Here is a 16,492-nt window from a genome sequence, read left to right on the forward strand (position 1 = left end):
CATAGCTATTCGCTTAGAGGCGCGTCGCCCTCTTGCTGGTGGGTCATTTTCAGTTTGCCATCCTTGACGGTGAAGCTCACCCGGCCCTCGACCAAGTCCAGTGCGTCGCGGCCGAATTCTTCAAACCGCCAGCCTTCGAGAAGCCCGACGCCTTCGCGTTCACCGGCGACGATCCGCTCGAGATCGTCGGCGCGGGCTAGCAGGCGCGATGCGACGTTCATCTCGGCCGACCGAATCTTGAGCAATAATTTGAGCAGATCGGTAACCAGCGCATTGGATTTGCCATTTTTGGGACGACGGCCAATTTTCAGTGGCAGATCATCGCGGGACAGGGGTTCTGCCTGTTCGATGATATCCATCAGTCGGGCACCGATATCGTTATTCTTCCAGCCGGCAGAAAGACCGCGGACTTGTCCCAACTTGTTCTGATCCTTGGGAGGGTGCGCGGCAATATCCGCCAGAGTTTCATCGCGCATGATCCGTCCGCGCGGCAAGTCCTTGGACTGGGCTTCGGTTTCGCGCCACGCAGCGATCGCTTTCAGCCGACCCAGCATATCCAGATTGCGTCCCTGCGACTTGACTCGTAACCAGGACTTCTCCGGATCATTGACATAATTGTCCGGGTCAGCGAGCTTTTCCATCTCGGCATTGATCCACATGCCGCGACCGGTTTCGCGCAATTTTTCCAGCATCATCGGGAAAATTTCGGCGAGATGGGTGACGTCGGCAACTGCATATTCTAATTGCCGCGCATTGAGCGGGCGGCGCGACCAATCGGTAAAACGGGCGCCTTTATCCAGCGTAATGCCCAGCCAGCTATCGACCAGATTTGCGTAGCCGATCTGTTCGCTCTGGCCGATCGCCATCGCCGCGATCTGGGTGTCGAAAATCGGATGCGGGGTCTTGCCGGTAATATTATGGATGATCTCGACATCCTGTCCGCCGGCGTGGAAAATCTTGAGGACATTCTCATTATTGACCAGCAGTTCCATCAGCGGTCCAAGATCAACGCCCTTGGCAAGCGGATCAATGGCGGCAGCTTCCTTGCCGTCTGATATCTGGATGAGGCAGAGAATGGGCCAATAGGTGTTCTCGCGCATGAACTCGGTATCGACTGTCACGAAATCCGCCGTCGCAAAGCGGCTACAGATATCGGCGATGTCCTGATTGTCGGTCAGCAAATTATGGATGTGCATTTTTGTCCTATACAGCGGGCAGGTCATCGCGCAAACAATTCGTGGACGCAGGATAAAAATGGGGGGAAACCATGGCATTTTGGTCACTGGTTCTGATTGCTATATTGGCATTGCTTTTGCTCGGGCAAACAATGGCGCTTTGCAGCGACGCCTGTCTGGCGGTTGCTGATCCACGGCCGGTCGGCGGCAAGACTATCGAGATCACGATATTGGCCTGGGGATTTGCCTCGCGACGAGCGCGATCGATGCAGGTTGACGATTGCGTGCGGCTTGGCATCAACGACATGCGCTTCTTCATGACCCGCAAGGCGATCCTGATCTGTCTGGTGACCTTTGGTTTTGTACGGAAGGTAAGCATCGCCTATCGTTGCTATGCCGGCGATTTCGACGTGGGAGAAGCCTGATGGCGCAGGTCACGCGTCATGGGCAGCAGATCTGGTGCAATTATCATCAGACCGCCGAATGCAATCTGGGCGACCGGATCGAACTGCTGAATGGCGACGAAGCCAATGGTCGCGCGCATCTGAAGGGCGTCGCGGAAACCGTGCTGGCGCTGCTCAAGGAAGCGAAATATTGCCAGATTCCGGTGCGCCCGATCGGGGCAGGCTGGTCGCCGTCGCCGATCAATGTGGTCGAGGACGGCTGGCTGGTCGAGACGTTGCGGCTCAACCGGACGTTCAAACTGTCGGCAAAGGATTTGCACGCTGACTGCGATGTCGGGGCGGAATCCCTGCTGCTGGTGCAGGCCGGGGCCACGGTCGACGAGGTCTACGAAAGCGCGGAAGAGATAGGCCGGTCGCTGCGCACCGGCGGTGCCAGCAATGGCCAGAGCTTTGCCGGGGCCTGCGCGACTGGAACACATGGAAGCGTCTGGCAGGAGGGCGGGATTCAGGATCATGTCCGGGCGGTGCAGCTGGTAACGCCGGACCGAATATTGTGGATATCGCCAAAGAAAGCCATTCTGTCGGATGACTTCATCGCGCAGACCGGTTCTCAGATCATTCGCAACGACCGGATTTTTGCTGCCGCCCAGATTCACGTCGGGGCGATGGGCTTTGTCACGGCGATGCTGATCGAGACCGATCCGATCTATATGGTGCAGAATATCCAGAAGGCAGCAAAGATCAAACGCGAGCATATCGACTGGCTGTGCCGCGGCGAGTTCCGCAGGTTCTCGGCCGCATTTGGATTGAACGAAGAGCCGTATTTCCAGCAGCTTATTCTGAATCCTTTTGACCCGTTCGACAAAAAGAGCCTGCTGCGTTTTCTCTATAAGCGCCCCCATGACGCCAGCATCCCCCCGCCACCACCGGGGCAGATGGGGGCCGGCTATGACGCCTTGACCTTGCTCGGTAGGGCGATGGCGGAAAGTGACTGGTTCAAGGGAGAAATATTGCAGCTGGCGATGGAACAAGCCTATCCCGACAATCGCGATGTCGACGATCCGCCCGCTATTGCAACATGGGGCAATACGACCGAAGAACATGCGCCGATCGCCAGTCTGTTCAACGGATCGGTCACTATGGACCGCAGCAAGCTTAGCGAAGCCTTTGATTTGATTATTGATAGTTTCAGGCGAGGCGGAGGTTGCACAGTCGTCACCCTGCGCTTCGTCCGCCAAGCGCAAGGCTTGCTCGCCCCCGCGCATTGGCCGGATAATGTCGTGATCGACTTTGACGGTCCCAACGTCGAATCCAGTCATCAAGGCTATAAGAATGTGGTCGAAGCGCTTGATGACGCCGGGATCGCTTTCACCCGCCATTGGGGCAAGACCAATAATCTCGACGAGCATCGAGTGAAGCGGGATTATGAGCAGAATTTCGCCAACTGGAAATGGGCGCAAGCGCAAGTGATGCCGGATGCTGCTGATCGGCGGGTGTTCGCGAATGACGAACTGGTCAAGCTGGGCCTGATCTAGGGTTTTGGCGATGGACGGAACGGAGAGCGGGGCGCTGCCAACAAAAACTCCGCATCCAGTGCGGCGCGCCGCCCGTTTGAACAATCTCAACCCTTGACAAATGGGCCGTAGACCTGTGTTACGCCTGCAATCTTTCCATCCGGGAAAGCACCCAGTTCCAAAGGTCCATCATGCACGCATATCGCACCCATAATTGTTCCGCGCTCCGCTCTTCGCACGTCGGCGAGGAAGTCCGTCTGTCCGGCTGGATCCATCGCAAGCGCGATCATGGCAATCTGCTGTTTGTCGATCTGCGCGACCATTTCGGTCTGACCCAGATCGTCAGCGAAACCGGCAGCGATGCCTTCAAGATGCTTGACGGCGCACGGGTTGAGTCGGTGGTCACGGTAACCGGCAAGGTTGTCGCTCGCGATGACGAAACAGTGAACAAGAATCTGCCGACCGGTGATGTCGAGCTGGTAGCCGATAGCGTCGACATGCAAGGACCCGCTGAAGAATTGCCGATGCCGGTATTTGGCGAACAGGAATATCCCGAGGATATCCGCCTGCGTTACCGCTTCCTTGATCTGCGGCGCGAGTCGGTTCACGCCAATATGATGCTCCGCTCCAAGGTGATCGCAAGCCTGCGCAACCGGATGACCGAACAGGGCTTCACCGAATTCCAGACGCCGATCCTGACCGCGTCGTCACCGGAAGGCGCGCGTGACTATCTCGTGCCGAGCCGTGTTCATCCTGGCAAATTCTACGCGCTGCCGCAGGCGCCGCAAATGTTCAAGCAGATGCTGATGGTCGCCGGTTTTGACCGCTATTTCCAGATTGCTCCCTGCTTCCGCGACGAAGACGCCCGCGCCGACCGCTCGCCGGGCGAATTTTACCAGCTCGATTTCGAAATGAGCTTTGTCACCCAGGAAGATGTGTTCCAGACGCTGGAGCCGGTTCTGGCTGGCGTGTTCGAAGAATTTGCCGATGGCCGTTCGGTTACGCCTGCCGGTGAATTCCCGCGCATTCCCTACAAGGAATCGATGCTGAAATATGGCAATGACAAGCCGGACTTGCGCAACCCGATCATTATTCAGGATGTCAGTGACCATTTCAAAGGCTCCGGCTTCGGATTGTTCGACAAGATCACCTCGACCGGTGGCACCGTGCGCGCCTTTGTCGCGCCGGAAGCGGGCAAGAACAGCCGCAAATTCTTTGACAGCATGAATGACTGGGCCCGCGGCGAAGGTTTTGCCGGACTCGGTTATATCAACATGAAGGAAGGCGCGGCTGGCGGGCCGATTGCCAAGAACCACGGCGAAGAGGGCACAGCCAAGCTGCTCGCCGATCTTGGTTGTGGTCCTGACGATGGTGTGTTCTTTGCTGCGGGCAAGGAAGCGGATGCGGCGAAACTCGCCGGTGTTGCGCGGACCCGGGCAGCCGAGCAGCTCGACCTGATCGACAAGAATGCGTTTAAATTCTGCTGGATCGTCGATTATCCGATGTTCGAATATGACGAAGAGCTGAAGAAAATGGACTTTTCGCACAATCCTTTCTCGATGCCGCAAGGCGAGCTGGAAGCGCTGGAAAGCAAGGACCCGCTCGACATTCTCGCGTGGCAATATGATATTGTCTGCAACGGTATCGAACTGTCCTCCGGCGCGATCCGGAACCACCGGCCCGACATCATGTACAAGGCGTTCGAAATCGCCGGTTACACCAAGGATCAGGTCGACACCGAGTTTTCCGGCATGATCAACGCGCTGAAATATGGCGCGCCGCCCCATGGTGGTTCGGCTCCGGGCGTTGACCGGATCGTGATGATGCTGGCCAACGAACCCAATATCCGCGAGGTCGTATTGTTCCCGATGAACCAGAAGGCCGAAGACCTGATGATGAGCGCACCGAGTCCGGTGTCGTCCAAGCAGCTGCGGGAATTGCATATCCGCGTGGTCGAGCCGCCAAAGGAAGGCTAGGGTCAATTTCGTTAGTGGTGAGCCTGTCGAACCACACTTATCGACCAGAGCCACCCTTCGACAAGCTCAGGACTGACGGAAATCATCTATGAAACCTCCTAAGCAACTTAACTTTCCATCGTCCCACGGCGACATCTGCTATTTCGAATGGGGAAGAGCGGGCGAGGGACCGTCAGTTCTTCTGCTCCACGCCACCGGCTTCCATGCGCGGTGCTGGGACAAGGTTGTCGAAGCGTTTCCGGACGGCACCCACGTTATCGCCGTCGATCAACTCGGCCACGGACGCAGTGCAAAGCCGGCTATCAGCGACTGGGGGATGATCGCAGGCGCGACCGCCGAATTGCTCGTTTCACTCGGCATGAAATTTTCGGTTGGGGCTGGCCACAGTATGGGCGGTAATTGTCTGGTGCAGGTTGCAGCGCGATTGCCGGATCTGTTCGAGCGGCTGGTGCTGATCGACCCGGTGATCATGGATCGAGCAGCTTATCAAAATCCGGCTGACTTTACCGCCACTTACGAGATGGTATCCAAGCGTCGCAACAACTGGGCCGGACCGGACGAGATGATTGAACGATTCAAGGATCGCCATCCCTACAAGCTTTGGGACCAGGCCGTGCTCCGCGACTATTGCGAATATGGCCTGCTGCCAGACGGCGAGGGCGGGTTCATTCTGGCCTGTCCGCCTGCGACCGAAGCATCTGTCTATGCGAGCAGCGCGACCATTGATCCCTGGCCAATGATCGACGGGATCACCCAGCCGGTTACGATTTTGCGCGCGCCGCAGATCAAGCAAGATGGCATTTTCGATTTTGCCTCATCGCCAACGCCGCCAGGGCTGATGGATGGTTTTGCCCATGGCAGCGAGCATTATTTGCCCGATCTCACCCATTTTATGCCAATGCAAAACCCGAAACGGATTGCAGAGTTGATCATCGAGAGCTAATGGTTCATTCATATAAAATTCTATATTTATGAACAAATAGGCCTCGGGGATGGACATGAATAAATTACTGGCCGCTACGATCTCAGGCATATTGGCGCTGTCTTGCTTGCCCAATGCCGCGCAGGCCGAAGTTCTAATGATTGAGGGGCTGACCCCGGCCCGCGCTCCCGAATTTGCCGAAATTCAAACCATTGCGATTGATGATTTCGGGGGCAGCGATGGGCGGGCGCTGGCGTTCGAGCTGGAGGACCGGCTTGCTGCGATCTCTGTCTTTGACCAACCCTATTTTGATGTCATCGGCGGGCGATCTGCGGTGGATTCCGACGCCAGCCTTTCGGGCAATGTTACCGCGGGCATCGAAGAGTATGAAACAGTCGCCAAGCGGCGGCGCTGCGTAAAGCGCGGAGAGAAAGACAAATGCTTGTCCTATAAGGATATCGAAGTGGACTGTCTGAGCCGCACGATTGATTTTCGGGCGCAAGTGCGGGCAACGCGCTTTCGCGACGGGCGGAGCATCTACTCTGAATCCTTTCCGGACAAGAATGAACAGACGGTCTGCTTCGGCGATGACGAGGAATTTGCTAGCAGCGAAGCTGTGATCCGGTCGATGGTGTCTGGCGCCGCCAGCGCGATCCGCAACGACCTTGCTCCAAGCGAATATCGGTTCGAGGTCAGGATATTGGAAAGCCGCAAGGGGATGTCCAAAGCAGAGAGCAACTTTTTCAAGGCGGCGATCAAAATGACCAAATCCGATCCCGCAGAAGCCTGCCGGATGTGGGACGAGGCGGCGCAGAACGGGTTGGTTCATCTCTCGCTGGCGTTCAATCGCGGCCTCTGTGCGGAACAGCGCGGTGACCTTGACTCGGCGCTTGCCCATTATGATGAAGCTCTGAGCCTGTCGCCTGGAAAGTCTGAAGTGGCCCTGTCCATAACTCGTGTGAGCGCCCACCAGCGCGCGCTGGATGAATGGGAATTGCGTCAATCTGTCGGTTCCGGCGGTTAATGCCAAAGAACAGGGTTAACCGGTTGGCTCGGGCTAACCGAATATAGTATATCATCAGGTTGAACTTGGTGCTGCATCCAGAGCCTCTGGCAGCGACGGTTGAAAACCCTAACCCTCGACCCCGGATTAGCGCGGGTGACGGAGCACAAATGACCATTAATCTGTCCGACTATGAATCCGGTGACAAATATGACGGTAACTATGGAGACGCTTTGAAAGCGCTGCAGGACCGGCTCGCGCATATCCATTTCAAGCATATCATCCATCGAAGCCGGTCAATCTTGGTGTTCGAAGGGTGGGACGCGGCAGGCAAGGGCGGTGCGATCCGCCGGATGACCGGAGAATGGGACCCGCGCTATTTTGATGTCTGGCCGATCGGCGCGCCGACCAAGGAAGAGAAAGACCGTCATTTCCTCTGGCGCTTCTGGCAGAAATTGCCGGGTAGCCGCGAAATCGGTGTGTTCGATCGCAGCTGGTATGGCCGGGTGCTGGTCGAGCGGGTCGAGGGCTTTTGCGAGCCTGCCGACTGGAAGCGTGGCTATGACGAGATCAACGAATTTGAAGCGCAGCAGATTGATGGTGGCACCAATCTGGTGAAAATATTCTTCCACACCACGCAGGAAGAACAGGATGCACGGCTCGCCAAGCGGCTCGATACCCCGCACAAGCGATGGAAGATCACCGCCGAGGATTTCCGCAACCGGGAAAAGCGCGATGACTATCTCGAAGCGATGCACGATATGTTCGAAAATACCGACACGCGCTGGGCGCCTTGGAAGGTGATCGACGGCAATGACAAGAAATCTGCGCGGATCGCAGCAATGACCCATGTCGCCGAGACGCTGGAAGCGGCTTTGCCCGATGAATTGCCAGTGGCCGATCCGGAACTGGTGAAACTGGCCGAGCAAGCTTTCGGTTACGAGGCCAAGGACTGACGCATAGCTGTCGCCGACGGCTGCCCGTTTTCTGACAATTGTACCCGGATATTTGCGATCGGAAACGGTCGTGCAGCGTGCCTCGCTGGAAGAGTTGGAGGCATGTTTTACTATCCATGGGATTGCCGTCATTTCGATAATAGTCGAAACGTGCTTGACGAGCGTATAATGATTCTATATTTCGACGATTATCGAATCATTGGAGTCGTTCATGCAACCGGATCAAGCCGTAACCGCTTTGGCCTCGCTCGCCCAGGAGCATAGATTGTCGATATTCCGCTTGCTGGTGCAGGCCGGAAGCGAGGGTCTTGCCGCAGGTGCTATCGCGGAGAAGCTCGGTGTTCCGCCCAGCTCGCTGTCCTTTCATCTGACCCATCTTACCCGCGCCGGGCTGATCAGTCAGGAGCGGCAGTCGCGGACGCTGATTTACCGCGCAGACTATGCGGTGATGAACAGGCTCGTCGCCTATTTACTCGAAAATTGCTGTGCAGGGGATGCCTGCGCGGTTGACCTTCTCACGTCAAAAGGAGCTTGCAAATGAACAGAATGCATATCCATCTTTCCGTCGAAAGCCTTGAAAAGTCAGTGGCTTTCTATTCAAAACTATTCGGCACCGAGCCCACTGTGCTGAAGGCGGATTATGCCAAATGGATGCTCGAGGATCCGCGCGTCAATTTCGCGATGTCGAGCAATCCGGGGACAAAACGCGGCATTGAACATATCGGCATCCAGTCGGAAAATGCCGAAGAACTGGCTGGCGTTTACGGCCGGATCCAGGACGCTGGCGGAGCGATATTTGACGAAGGCGCGACGACCTGTTGCTATGCCCAGTCGGAGAAAAACTGGACGGTCGATCCCGACGGCATCGCCTGGGAAGCGTTTCTGACCAACGGCGAAGTGACCGAATATGGCAATCGCGTCGATCTCGACCAGCTGACGTCTGACAATGCGTCGGACGGAGCCTGCTGCACACCGCAAATGGCGCCTGCGCCTTCCGCTTCGCCATCCTGCTGCTGATAATCGGGTGAGAGGGAAAATGTATAACGTCCTGTTTCTCTGCACGGGGAATTCGGCGCGGTCGATCCTGGGCGAAGCCTTGCTCAACCGCGAAGGCGAGGGCCGGTTCAAGGCTTATAGCGCCGGCAGCTTTCCGCGAGGTGATGTCCACCCGATGGCTTTGGAAATCCTGAACGAGAAGGGGTTCGACACCAGCGATCTGCGTTCGAAAAGCTGGGACGAATTCGCTGGCGAAGATGCTCCCAAGATGGACTTCATCTTTACCGTATGCGGTAATGCGGAAAAAGAAGCCTGTCCCGTGTGGCTGGGTCATCCTGTGACCGTGCACTGGGGGATCGAGGATCCCGCCGATGTAGAAGGCGGCGGCCAGCGCGAGGCGTTCCTGAACGCATTTGAATATATGCGCAACAGGATCAGGCGCTTGCTTGAACTGCCTCTCGAATCCACCGATGCGTCAGCCATCAAGGATATGCTGAGGGAGATCGGTAAGGAAGAAACGATCAGGGAACGGAAAGCGTAATGGGTCTTTTTGAACGCTGGCTCTCCTTATGGGTTGGCCTGGCAATCGTCGCTGGAATCCTGCTGGGCAATGTCGCGCCGGAACTATTCGGTCTGATCGCGCAGCTGGAAGTCGTTTCGGTCAATCTGGTGGTCGCGGTCCTCATCTGGGCGATGATCTATCCGATGATGGTCGCGGTCGATTTCGGCAGCCTGCGCGACATCGGCGGCAAGCCAAAGGGACTGATTATCACTGTCGTCGTGAACTGGCTGATCAAGCCTTTCACGATGGCCGCGCTGGCGGTGCTGTTCTTCAACTTTATCTATCGCGGGATCATTTCCGGCGAGGATGCCCAGCAATATATCGCTGGCCTGATCCTGCTGGGCGCTGCTCCGTGCACGGCGATGGTTTTTGTCTGGTCGCAGATGACCAAGGGCGATGCCGCTTATACCCTGGTGCAGGTGTCGGTAAATGACCTGATCATGATTGTAGCCTTTGCACCGATTGTGGCTTTGCTGCTGGGTGTAACCGACATCGCCATTCCGTGGCAGACCTTGTTGCTGTCGGTCGGGCTCTATGTGGTCGTACCGCTGGTCGCCGGTGCGTTGACCCGGCGGGTGGTCATCGCCAACCATGCCGGTGATATCGAGGCCGTCGACCATTTTACCGCTCGCCTGAAGCCGACATCGATCATCGGACTTTTGGCGACGGTGGTTCTGCTGTTCGCTTTTCAGGCCGAGACCATCATTTCCCAACCGGTGCTGATAGTGTTGATCGCGATCCCGATCATATTGCAATCCTACGGCATATTTGCCGTTGCCTATTTCGCCGCCTGGGCGTGGAAACTACCGCATAACATAGCGGCACCCTGTGCGCTGATCGGAACCTCCAACTTCTTCGAACTGGCGGTCGCGGTCGCCATAGGGCTGTTCGGTCTGTCCAGCGGCGCGGCACTGGCGACAGTGGTGGGTGTGCTGGTAGAAGTCCCGGTCATGCTGTCGCTGGTGGCGATCGCCAACCGGACGAAAAAAAGCTTCGGTGATCAATGATGATCACCGAAGCTTGCCCAATGGGAACAGACTGGAATTCGTCAGTTTAGCAAACTCTGGTCATCATTCCGCCTGACGGGAGGACAACCACAGCGCACAGCCTGCGAAAAATGTTGCGATTGCTCCGCTCGCTCCGGAAAATGGAACCGAACCCAATCCCATATGTACGGCTGCGATATTAAGGGCGATTGCAATCGCCCCGGCGATTGCGTTGACCACACCGACCATGCGGCCGATCGACTGGTCTTTGCGAAACAGGGACAGTCCGAAGATCAATGCGGCAAAGCCCAGAATAGCTTTCGCGAGATTGTAGAACAGGAACGACCCGGCAAGCAACGTGCCCATCAGCGGTGCAAATGCTTCCCCGGCTTTGGCTGCCGGCAGAAACATCGAAAGGCCGATGCCCGACTGGACCATGTTGATCAGGCCAGCGACGATCAGTGCAGCCCAGCCCAATTGCATATCGGATGACCGGACCAGGCCGACAATCGATGTTATTGCGATCGCAGTGAATAGCAGAAGTTCTGCGGTCCAGACTGTCGACCGCAGAGGCCAGCCGTCGACAATTCCGACACCGCTGAGCGTCGCGATATATAATATTTGTGTGGCTACGGTGAGTAGCAGCATGATCGATACAGATATTGCTAGACTGCGCGTCGATTGGGGCATGGTTTCTCAAGAACTTCGGGTGGTTTGATGGCTATTCTATTGGTTTCGCAATTTGGTTACAATCAAGGCCAATAATCATCATCTGCGAATATGCTTTGCATCATGGAAAGTGAGGCAGTCCCGCGTTTAGCTGTATTTCGGCCGGACGAAACCGCTCCAAAACCTATTTTACACTGAAGCGGTCGCCAATCCTGCCGTGAATAGACGTTACGATGGATCAGGCTTGAAGGAACCGGCAGATGTTGCGTAAAATTCTGATCAGTCAGCTCGAGCTGGGCATGTTTGTACATTCCATGGAAGGGTCCTGGTTTGACCATCCGTTCTGGCGATCGCGGTTTCTGCTGAACGATCGCGAACAGATCGAGCAGATCGTTTCCAGCGATGTAAAACGGGTCACGATCGACGAAGCGCGGGGCAAGAAATTGTTGCTGCCGCTAGAACCGGTAGAAGGCCCAAAAGCGGCAGAACCTTCCGCTCGTGCGCCAAAATTGACGAGGCTGCCAGAATTGTCAGCCGTCGCGCGGCCGCGATCCTATTTGCGGGATGTTGCAAAACCGGATTTCAATCGACTGACCCCGCGCGAGCGCGCAGCGGAGGTCCGTAAAGCATCCGGGACGATCAAGCGGTCGCGAGCAGCCGTGATGGCTCTGTTCGAAGACGCGCGTCTCGGCAATACAGTCAAGTCGCGCAAATTGGCTCCTTTGGTCAGACAGATATCCAGATCGGTCAATATCGATCCCACGATCATTCTCAACATCTCCCGGATGAAAACCAAGGACGAATATACCTATCTGCATTCCGTTTCGGTATGCGCCCTGATGGTCAATCTGGCCCGTAAAATGGGTTTCCCCGAGCAGCAGATGCACGATATCGGCATGGCCGGCCTTTTGCACGATGTCGGAAAGACATCCATTCCGGAGAGCATCTTGTCCAAGCCAGGGAAACTCGACGAGAGCGAATGGATCACGATCCGCAATCATCCTCAACGGGGGCATGACATATTGGCAGCGTCGGAAGATGTCAGCAATATCGCGCTCGAGGTCTGTCTGAGGCATCACGAGAAAATGGACGGGACCGGATATCCGGGAGGAATAGCTGCTGACAATCTCAGTATTTTCACACGCATGTCCACCATCTGCGATGTCTACGATGCGATCACTTCCCAGCGCTCCTACAACACGCCCCTTTCAGCTTCGGAGGCGCTTGCGGAAATGCAGAGCTGGTCGGGCCACTTCGACCAGCTGATCCTGCGTGATTTTGTCGATAGTCTCGGCATATTACCGGTCGGAACGCTGGTCCGCCTGAATCATGACGAATTGGCGATGGTGATCGGTGAATCGTCTACCAATTACGCAGCGCCGATTGTGCGGAGCTTCCGTTCGATCGAGAGCGACCGCGATATCGCACCGAAAGATATTGATACCGGTCGCAATAAATCGCGGAAGCTGGTTGCTATTGAAGAGCCTGAAAATTGGGGATTTACCGACTGGCCGCTTTTTTCTGCGAAATTATTGAGCATGCCGTCAGCCCAATGAGCGGCCGAAAGACCGGTGCGAAAAGCAAGGCGCGAAAATTTCAGAAGCGAAACGCCCGGTGATTATATCCGGATCGTCGGTCAGTGCCGCGAGATTGTAGGACAGATTTGCGTTGCCGGACTGTTCGCGAGCAGTGCCAAACATTAACCTCATCAGGTCACGCGCGCCAGCGTGGCTGCTTTCGCCCTTGGCAAATTGGCTTTCCTGGCAGGTCTTCGAGCGGATCACGGCATTTCGCACTCCGCGCCAACGAAGCTAAAAAGGCCGATTGCTGGCTTAATGAACCATCGCTTCTGCCGTAATAGATCTAATTGGGAATTTGGCTCCAGGAAATCTACTCATGCTTCGCACAATTCCGGTCAGTCAACTTGAGGTGGGGATGTTCATTCATTCCTTCGAAGGTTCGTGGTTTGACAATCCGTTCTGGCGATCGCGGTTCCTGCTGACCGACCATAAGCAGCTTGAACGTATAGTCGAGAGTGGTGTGGAGCAGGTGATAATAAATGAATCGCGAGGCACGGGATTACCGACCGTTTCACAGACCGACGTAGCACCGCAACCGCTAGAAGCATCGGAGCGTGCTCCAAAAAGGGTCGCAGCTTCGCAGCCCCCGCCCGCACCAGGGCCCCGGTCCTATTTGCGTGAGACGCCAAAACCGAGCTTTGGTCGCCTGTCTACCCGTCAGCGTGCTGCGCAGGCGCAGAAAGCATCCCGCATAATCAATCAATCTCGAGCGGCCGTCATGAACCTGTTTCAAGACGCGCGGCTCGGTAACGCGGTTAAGGGGGACGAAATGGCTCCTCTGGTGAGCCAGATATCTGAATCCGTCAGTATTGATCCGACGATCATACTCAATATGGCCAGATTGAAGTCCGAGGATGAACATTCCTATCTTCATTCCGTTGCCGTATGCGCGTTGATGATTACTCTGGCTCGCAAAATGGGCGTTCCGGCGGCGCAAATGCAGGAAGTGGGCATGGCTGGTCTTCTTCATGATGTCGGAAAGTCATCAATTCCTGACAGCACCGGTTCCGACCCAGGCGCGCGCGAGAAGGCTGAATCGGCTGCTGTCCAAAACCACCCGCAGCGGGGCCATGATATATTGTCATCGTCGAAAGGTGTCGGTGACATCGCTTTGGAAGTCTGTCTGAGGCATCATGAAAAAATGGACGGCACCGGATTTCCAGGGGGAATTCGTGCTGACAATTTCAGTATCTTTAGCAGGATGTGCGCGATCTGCGATGACTATGATGATTTAACCGCGAGCCGGCCTGACAGGGACGCGCTCTCTGCTTCCGCGGCGCTGGCCCGAATGCAAGCCGCGTCAGGTCATTATGACAAGCTCATCCTCCGTGAATTTGTAGATAGTCTTGGCATATTGCCCGTTGGATCGCTGGTGCGCCTGGACCGGAATGAACTGGCCGTAGTGCTTGGTGAATCGCCGTCCGACTACTCCGCGCCCATTGTGCGAACCTTTAAATCCCTCGACGACAATCGCAGATTTGAGTCAAAGGATATTGATCTCGGCCGCACCAGATCGCGAAAACTGGTCGGCCTGGAAGATCCCGCAGACCTGGGCTTTTACGACTGGAAAATGTATTCCGTCCAGTTGATGAGCAAACCGTTCGCCGCGTGATTCCATGCGAGAATCTAGCACGACGGTCTTTCGGATTGTACAGGTACCGGGCCTCAGCCTCGACCGTTTTTCCCAATATAGCGTGACAGCGGGGTCTCGCTGCGGATCGTCGGGCCGCGCGGGTTTTTCGTGTCATAGACCACGGCGTTTTCGAGCACGCGTTTGACATAGTTGCGGGTCTCGGAAATCGGAATATCCTCGATCCACTGGACCCAGTCGATCCCGCCCATGCGCGGATCGCCATTGGCGCGGAGCCACTTGTTCACATTGCCGGGCCCAGCATTATAGGCTGCGACGGCGAGCGGGTAGCTGCCGCCATAATAGTCCATCATCCGCTGGATGTAGCCGCTGCCAAGCTTGATATTATATTGCGGATCATCGGTCAGCGAGGAGAGATTATAGGACAGGTTCGCCTTGCCGGATTGCTCGCGGGCAGTGCCGGGCATCAGCTGCATCAGGCCACGGGCACCAGCATGGCTGATCGCGCCTTCGGCAAACTGGCTTTCCTGACGGGTGATCGCGTGGATCAGGGTCCAGGTGCTTTCATGACCGAACGGTACGGGCATGGTCGGGAAGGTGGTTTCGTCAATCGCGCCGACATCGGCACCGCGGGCGCTGATACCCTTGATGACGCCGAGATCACGCGCGCCGATGCGTGTAGCGAGATCGCTGATCAGCATGAAGTCTTTTGCGGTCTTTGCATTGCCGGCCAGAGCGCGATGAAAGCGGATCTGTTCGCGCCACGGTCCTGTCCGGACCGATGCCTTGACGGCCACCACGAGTGGATCGACATCATAGGCAGCACGGTCGGCTTCGGTGATTACGACATCTGGTTTGCGATTGAATGCCGGCAGCGGGCGACCGAGCTGTTCCAGCGACAGTTGACCGTAGAAATAGTCGGGGAATTTTGCCGCTTTCTCGAAATAGGCGTTGGCCTGTTCGGTCTGGCCGGCATCGGCGGCCGCACGGCCGGCCCAATAATAGCCTTTCGAGGTGATATTGGGCGAATCATAGGACTGCGCATAGAGATCGAACATGCGGATCGCCTTGGCGGGCTGACGCATGCCGTTGAGCGCGGACGTGCCCGCTACCCAGACCAGATCGGAATATTTGTCGCGCACGCGGCTGTTCTGGTCCGCGATCCGGGTCGGCGTGTCATAGGCGTCTTCGACTTTCGACGCGATATCATATGCCAAGGTCCATTGCCGGTCATTGGCAGCGGCTTCGGCGTTGATCAGCATTGCTTCAAACCAAGTGTCGGGGCTGGCCGGCTTTACCCGCAGCGGCAATCTGGTCGCCAGCAACTGGCGTGCTGCATAGCTTTGGCCGCTGTTGCGCAAATAGCGGGCGCGATCGGCGAGAAAGCCGGCATCGTCGCGGGCGATGGCGCCGACTGCGCTTGCCTGGACGTTGGCATCTGACGCTTCGGTCAGCTGTGCCAGCCGGGCTGCAAATACCGCGCGGCGGGCAGGAGAGGTGAAGGACAGCTGGCCTGCTGCATCGCGGGTCGCTCGTGCCCACAGCAGCGCATCCATCCGGGCATCATGATCATCGATGCTCAGCACCGAACTGAACCGCGAAATCAGGGCGGCTTCATCTTCACTGGTAAGCGTACCGCCGCGCCATGCCTGTTTGGCCATGGCCTTGGCCTTGTCGCTCATTCCCGACGCCTGCAGCGCTACCGCATATTTGGCGGCGCCGGCGTTAGTGGTCGGCGGAAATTGCTCGAAATAGGCGAGAACCCGGCTCGGTGAGAAACTGTTGATGTTGATCGCCTGCTCGGCGTTGCGCTGCATCCGCGTGTCTTCCGGCCAGCCGGGATAGGTTACCAGAAAACCGGCATAATCCTCGAAAGAATAATTGTCGGACTGGGTGAGCACCCGCCAACGCTGGAGGCCGAGAACGGCGTTGCCGCCGGTCGGATCGGATAGACCGCTTTCGCTTCCCTGCCAGCTGATTTGTTCGGCCGCCATGCATGTAGCAGGAGATAAAAGCAGCGCCGCGATGACAATTCTTGATACCATGCTGGACATTTTGGGGGTAGGCTCCTTATCAGGCGCTGAACGGCGAACTATATCACCGTTAATGTTAAAAATAACTTGGTGGTGGCTTTGCCAATTTCCAAGGTAAATATAAA

The 16,492-nt window shown here is 56.5% G+C and carries 16 protein-coding genes; 12 read left to right on the forward strand and 4 right to left on the reverse strand.

Going from position 1 to position 16,492, the window contains the following annotated elements; translation table 11 throughout:
* Positions 1 to 5: 5 nt before the first annotated feature.
* On the reverse strand, positions 6 to 1,196 hold the full coding sequence (rnd, locus tag V7680_RS03705; protein ID WP_335651945.1) for a ribonuclease D: 1,191 nt from the start codon (positions 1,194 to 1,196) through the stop codon (positions 6 to 8).
* A gap of 71 nt (positions 1,197 to 1,267) precedes the next feature.
* Here rnd and V7680_RS03710 point away from each other — a divergent pair, with 71 nt between their 5' ends.
* The 10 genes from V7680_RS03710 to arsB all read left to right on the forward strand — a co-directional run bounded on the left by V7680_RS03710 (position 1,268) and on the right by arsB (position 10,515).
* Positions 1,268 to 1,600: a hypothetical protein gene (locus V7680_RS03710; RefSeq protein ID WP_335651946.1), complete on the forward strand. Its 333-nt coding sequence runs from the start codon at positions 1,268 to 1,270 to the stop codon at positions 1,598 to 1,600.
* Positions 1,600 to 3,114, forward strand: a complete 1,515-nt coding sequence (locus tag V7680_RS03715; RefSeq protein WP_335651947.1) for an FAD-binding protein — start codon at positions 1,600 to 1,602, stop codon at positions 3,112 to 3,114. Before V7680_RS03710 ends, V7680_RS03715 begins: the two co-directional genes overlap by 1 nt.
* 170 nt (positions 3,115 to 3,284) lie before the next feature.
* The gene (aspS, locus tag V7680_RS03720; RefSeq protein ID WP_335651948.1) at positions 3,285 to 5,069 is read left to right on the forward strand and encodes an aspartate--tRNA ligase; all 1,785 of its coding nucleotides are present in this window, start codon (positions 3,285 to 3,287) and stop codon (positions 5,067 to 5,069) included.
* 88 nt (positions 5,070 to 5,157) lie between these two features.
* On the forward strand, positions 5,158 to 6,012 hold the full coding sequence (locus tag V7680_RS03725; protein ID WP_335651949.1) for an alpha/beta fold hydrolase: 855 nt from the start codon (positions 5,158 to 5,160) through the stop codon (positions 6,010 to 6,012).
* A 55-nt stretch (positions 6,013 to 6,067) separates the two neighbouring features.
* Positions 6,068 to 7,015, forward strand: coding sequence for a tetratricopeptide repeat protein (locus tag V7680_RS03730; RefSeq protein ID WP_335651950.1), 948 nt, complete (start codon positions 6,068 to 6,070; stop codon positions 7,013 to 7,015).
* Positions 7,016 to 7,164: 149 nt separating this feature from the next.
* Complete coding sequence (locus V7680_RS03735) at positions 7,165 to 7,950, forward strand: polyphosphate kinase 2 family protein (protein WP_335651951.1); 786 nt, start codon at positions 7,165 to 7,167, stop codon at positions 7,948 to 7,950.
* Between the two features lie 211 nt (positions 7,951 to 8,161).
* On the forward strand, positions 8,162 to 8,491 hold the full coding sequence (locus V7680_RS03740; protein WP_335651952.1) for an ArsR/SmtB family transcription factor: 330 nt from the start codon (positions 8,162 to 8,164) through the stop codon (positions 8,489 to 8,491).
* Positions 8,488 to 8,967, forward strand: a complete 480-nt coding sequence (locus tag V7680_RS03745; protein ID WP_335651953.1) for an ArsI/CadI family heavy metal resistance metalloenzyme — start codon at positions 8,488 to 8,490, stop codon at positions 8,965 to 8,967. Before V7680_RS03740 ends, V7680_RS03745 begins: the two co-directional genes overlap by 4 nt.
* Positions 8,968 to 8,986: 19 nt before the next feature.
* Entirely contained in the window at positions 8,987 to 9,487 is a 501-nt protein-coding gene (locus tag V7680_RS03750) for an arsenate reductase ArsC (protein WP_442954962.1), read from the forward strand.
* On the forward strand, positions 9,487 to 10,515 hold the full coding sequence (arsB, locus tag V7680_RS03755) for an ACR3 family arsenite efflux transporter (RefSeq protein WP_335651955.1): 1,029 nt from the start codon (positions 9,487 to 9,489) through the stop codon (positions 10,513 to 10,515). Before V7680_RS03750 ends, arsB begins: the two co-directional genes overlap by 1 nt.
* A gap of 63 nt (positions 10,516 to 10,578) precedes the next feature.
* Here the strand turns inward: arsB and V7680_RS03760 are convergent, their stop codons facing one another.
* Positions 10,579 to 11,184: a hypothetical protein gene (locus V7680_RS03760; protein ID WP_335651956.1), complete on the reverse strand. Its 606-nt coding sequence runs from the start codon at positions 11,182 to 11,184 to the stop codon at positions 10,579 to 10,581.
* 239 nt (positions 11,185 to 11,423) lie between these two features.
* On the opposite strand from V7680_RS03760, the gene V7680_RS03765 reads away from it, so the two are divergent.
* On the forward strand, positions 11,424 to 12,719 hold the full coding sequence (locus tag V7680_RS03765; RefSeq protein WP_335651957.1) for an HD-GYP domain-containing protein: 1,296 nt from the start codon (positions 11,424 to 11,426) through the stop codon (positions 12,717 to 12,719).
* Here V7680_RS03765 and V7680_RS03770 read toward each other — a convergent pair.
* Positions 12,708 to 12,947 carry a hypothetical protein gene (locus V7680_RS03770; protein WP_335651958.1) on the reverse strand — a complete coding sequence of 80 codons (240 nt, stop codon included), beginning with the start codon at positions 12,945 to 12,947 and terminating at the stop codon, positions 12,708 to 12,710. The two genes, V7680_RS03765 and V7680_RS03770, sit on opposite strands and share 12 nt — an antisense overlap.
* Before the next feature lie 112 nt (positions 12,948 to 13,059).
* Here V7680_RS03770 and V7680_RS03775 point away from each other — a divergent pair, with 112 nt between their 5' ends.
* The gene (locus tag V7680_RS03775) at positions 13,060 to 14,355 is read left to right on the forward strand and encodes an HD-GYP domain-containing protein (protein WP_335651959.1); all 1,296 of its coding nucleotides are present in this window, start codon (positions 13,060 to 13,062) and stop codon (positions 14,353 to 14,355) included.
* A 53-nt stretch (positions 14,356 to 14,408) separates the two neighbouring features.
* On the opposite strand, the gene V7680_RS03780 is transcribed toward V7680_RS03775, so the two are convergent.
* Positions 14,409 to 16,388, reverse strand: a complete 1,980-nt coding sequence (locus V7680_RS03780; RefSeq protein ID WP_335651960.1) for a lytic transglycosylase domain-containing protein — start codon at positions 16,386 to 16,388, stop codon at positions 14,409 to 14,411.
* Positions 16,389 to 16,492: the final 104 nt, after the last annotated feature.

The organism is Parasphingorhabdus sp. (genome assembly GCF_036963705.1).
In the GTDB taxonomy this organism is placed as follows: Bacteria; Pseudomonadota; Alphaproteobacteria; order Sphingomonadales; family Sphingomonadaceae; genus Parasphingorhabdus.

Excerpts from the sequence above, each read along its gene's own strand:
- V7680_RS03765 (WP_335651957.1), top strand. The coding sequence starts at position 11,424 with ATGTTGCGTAAAATTCTGATCAGTCAGCTCGAGCTGGGCATGTTTGTA.
- V7680_RS03725 (WP_335651949.1), top strand. The coding sequence starts at position 5,158 with ATGAAACCTCCTAAGCAACTTAACTTTCCATCGTCCCACGGCGACATC.
- V7680_RS03730 (WP_335651950.1), top strand. The coding sequence starts at position 6,068 with ATGAATAAATTACTGGCCGCTACGATCTCAGGCATATTGGCGCTGTCT.
- rnd (WP_335651945.1), bottom strand. The coding sequence starts at position 1,196 with ATGCACATCCATAATTTGCTGACCGACAATCAGGACATCGCCGATATC.
- V7680_RS03735 (WP_335651951.1), top strand. The coding sequence starts at position 7,165 with ATGACCATTAATCTGTCCGACTATGAATCCGGTGACAAATATGACGGT.
- V7680_RS03740 (WP_335651952.1), top strand. The coding sequence starts at position 8,162 with ATGCAACCGGATCAAGCCGTAACCGCTTTGGCCTCGCTCGCCCAGGAG.
- V7680_RS03750 (WP_442954962.1), top strand. The coding sequence starts at position 8,987 with ATGTATAACGTCCTGTTTCTCTGCACGGGGAATTCGGCGCGGTCGATC.
- V7680_RS03710 (WP_335651946.1), top strand. The coding sequence starts at position 1,268 with ATGGCATTTTGGTCACTGGTTCTGATTGCTATATTGGCATTGCTTTTG.
- V7680_RS03715 (WP_335651947.1), top strand. The coding sequence starts at position 1,600 with ATGGCGCAGGTCACGCGTCATGGGCAGCAGATCTGGTGCAATTATCAT.
- V7680_RS03775 (WP_335651959.1), top strand. The coding sequence starts at position 13,060 with ATGCTTCGCACAATTCCGGTCAGTCAACTTGAGGTGGGGATGTTCATT.
- arsB (WP_335651955.1), top strand. The coding sequence starts at position 9,487 with ATGGGTCTTTTTGAACGCTGGCTCTCCTTATGGGTTGGCCTGGCAATC.
- aspS (WP_335651948.1), top strand. The coding sequence starts at position 3,285 with ATGCACGCATATCGCACCCATAATTGTTCCGCGCTCCGCTCTTCGCAC.
- V7680_RS03760 (WP_335651956.1), bottom strand. The coding sequence starts at position 11,184 with ATGCCCCAATCGACGCGCAGTCTAGCAATATCTGTATCGATCATGCTG.
- V7680_RS03780 (WP_335651960.1), bottom strand. The coding sequence starts at position 16,388 with ATGTCCAGCATGGTATCAAGAATTGTCATCGCGGCGCTGCTTTTATCT.
- V7680_RS03745 (WP_335651953.1), top strand. The coding sequence starts at position 8,488 with ATGAACAGAATGCATATCCATCTTTCCGTCGAAAGCCTTGAAAAGTCA.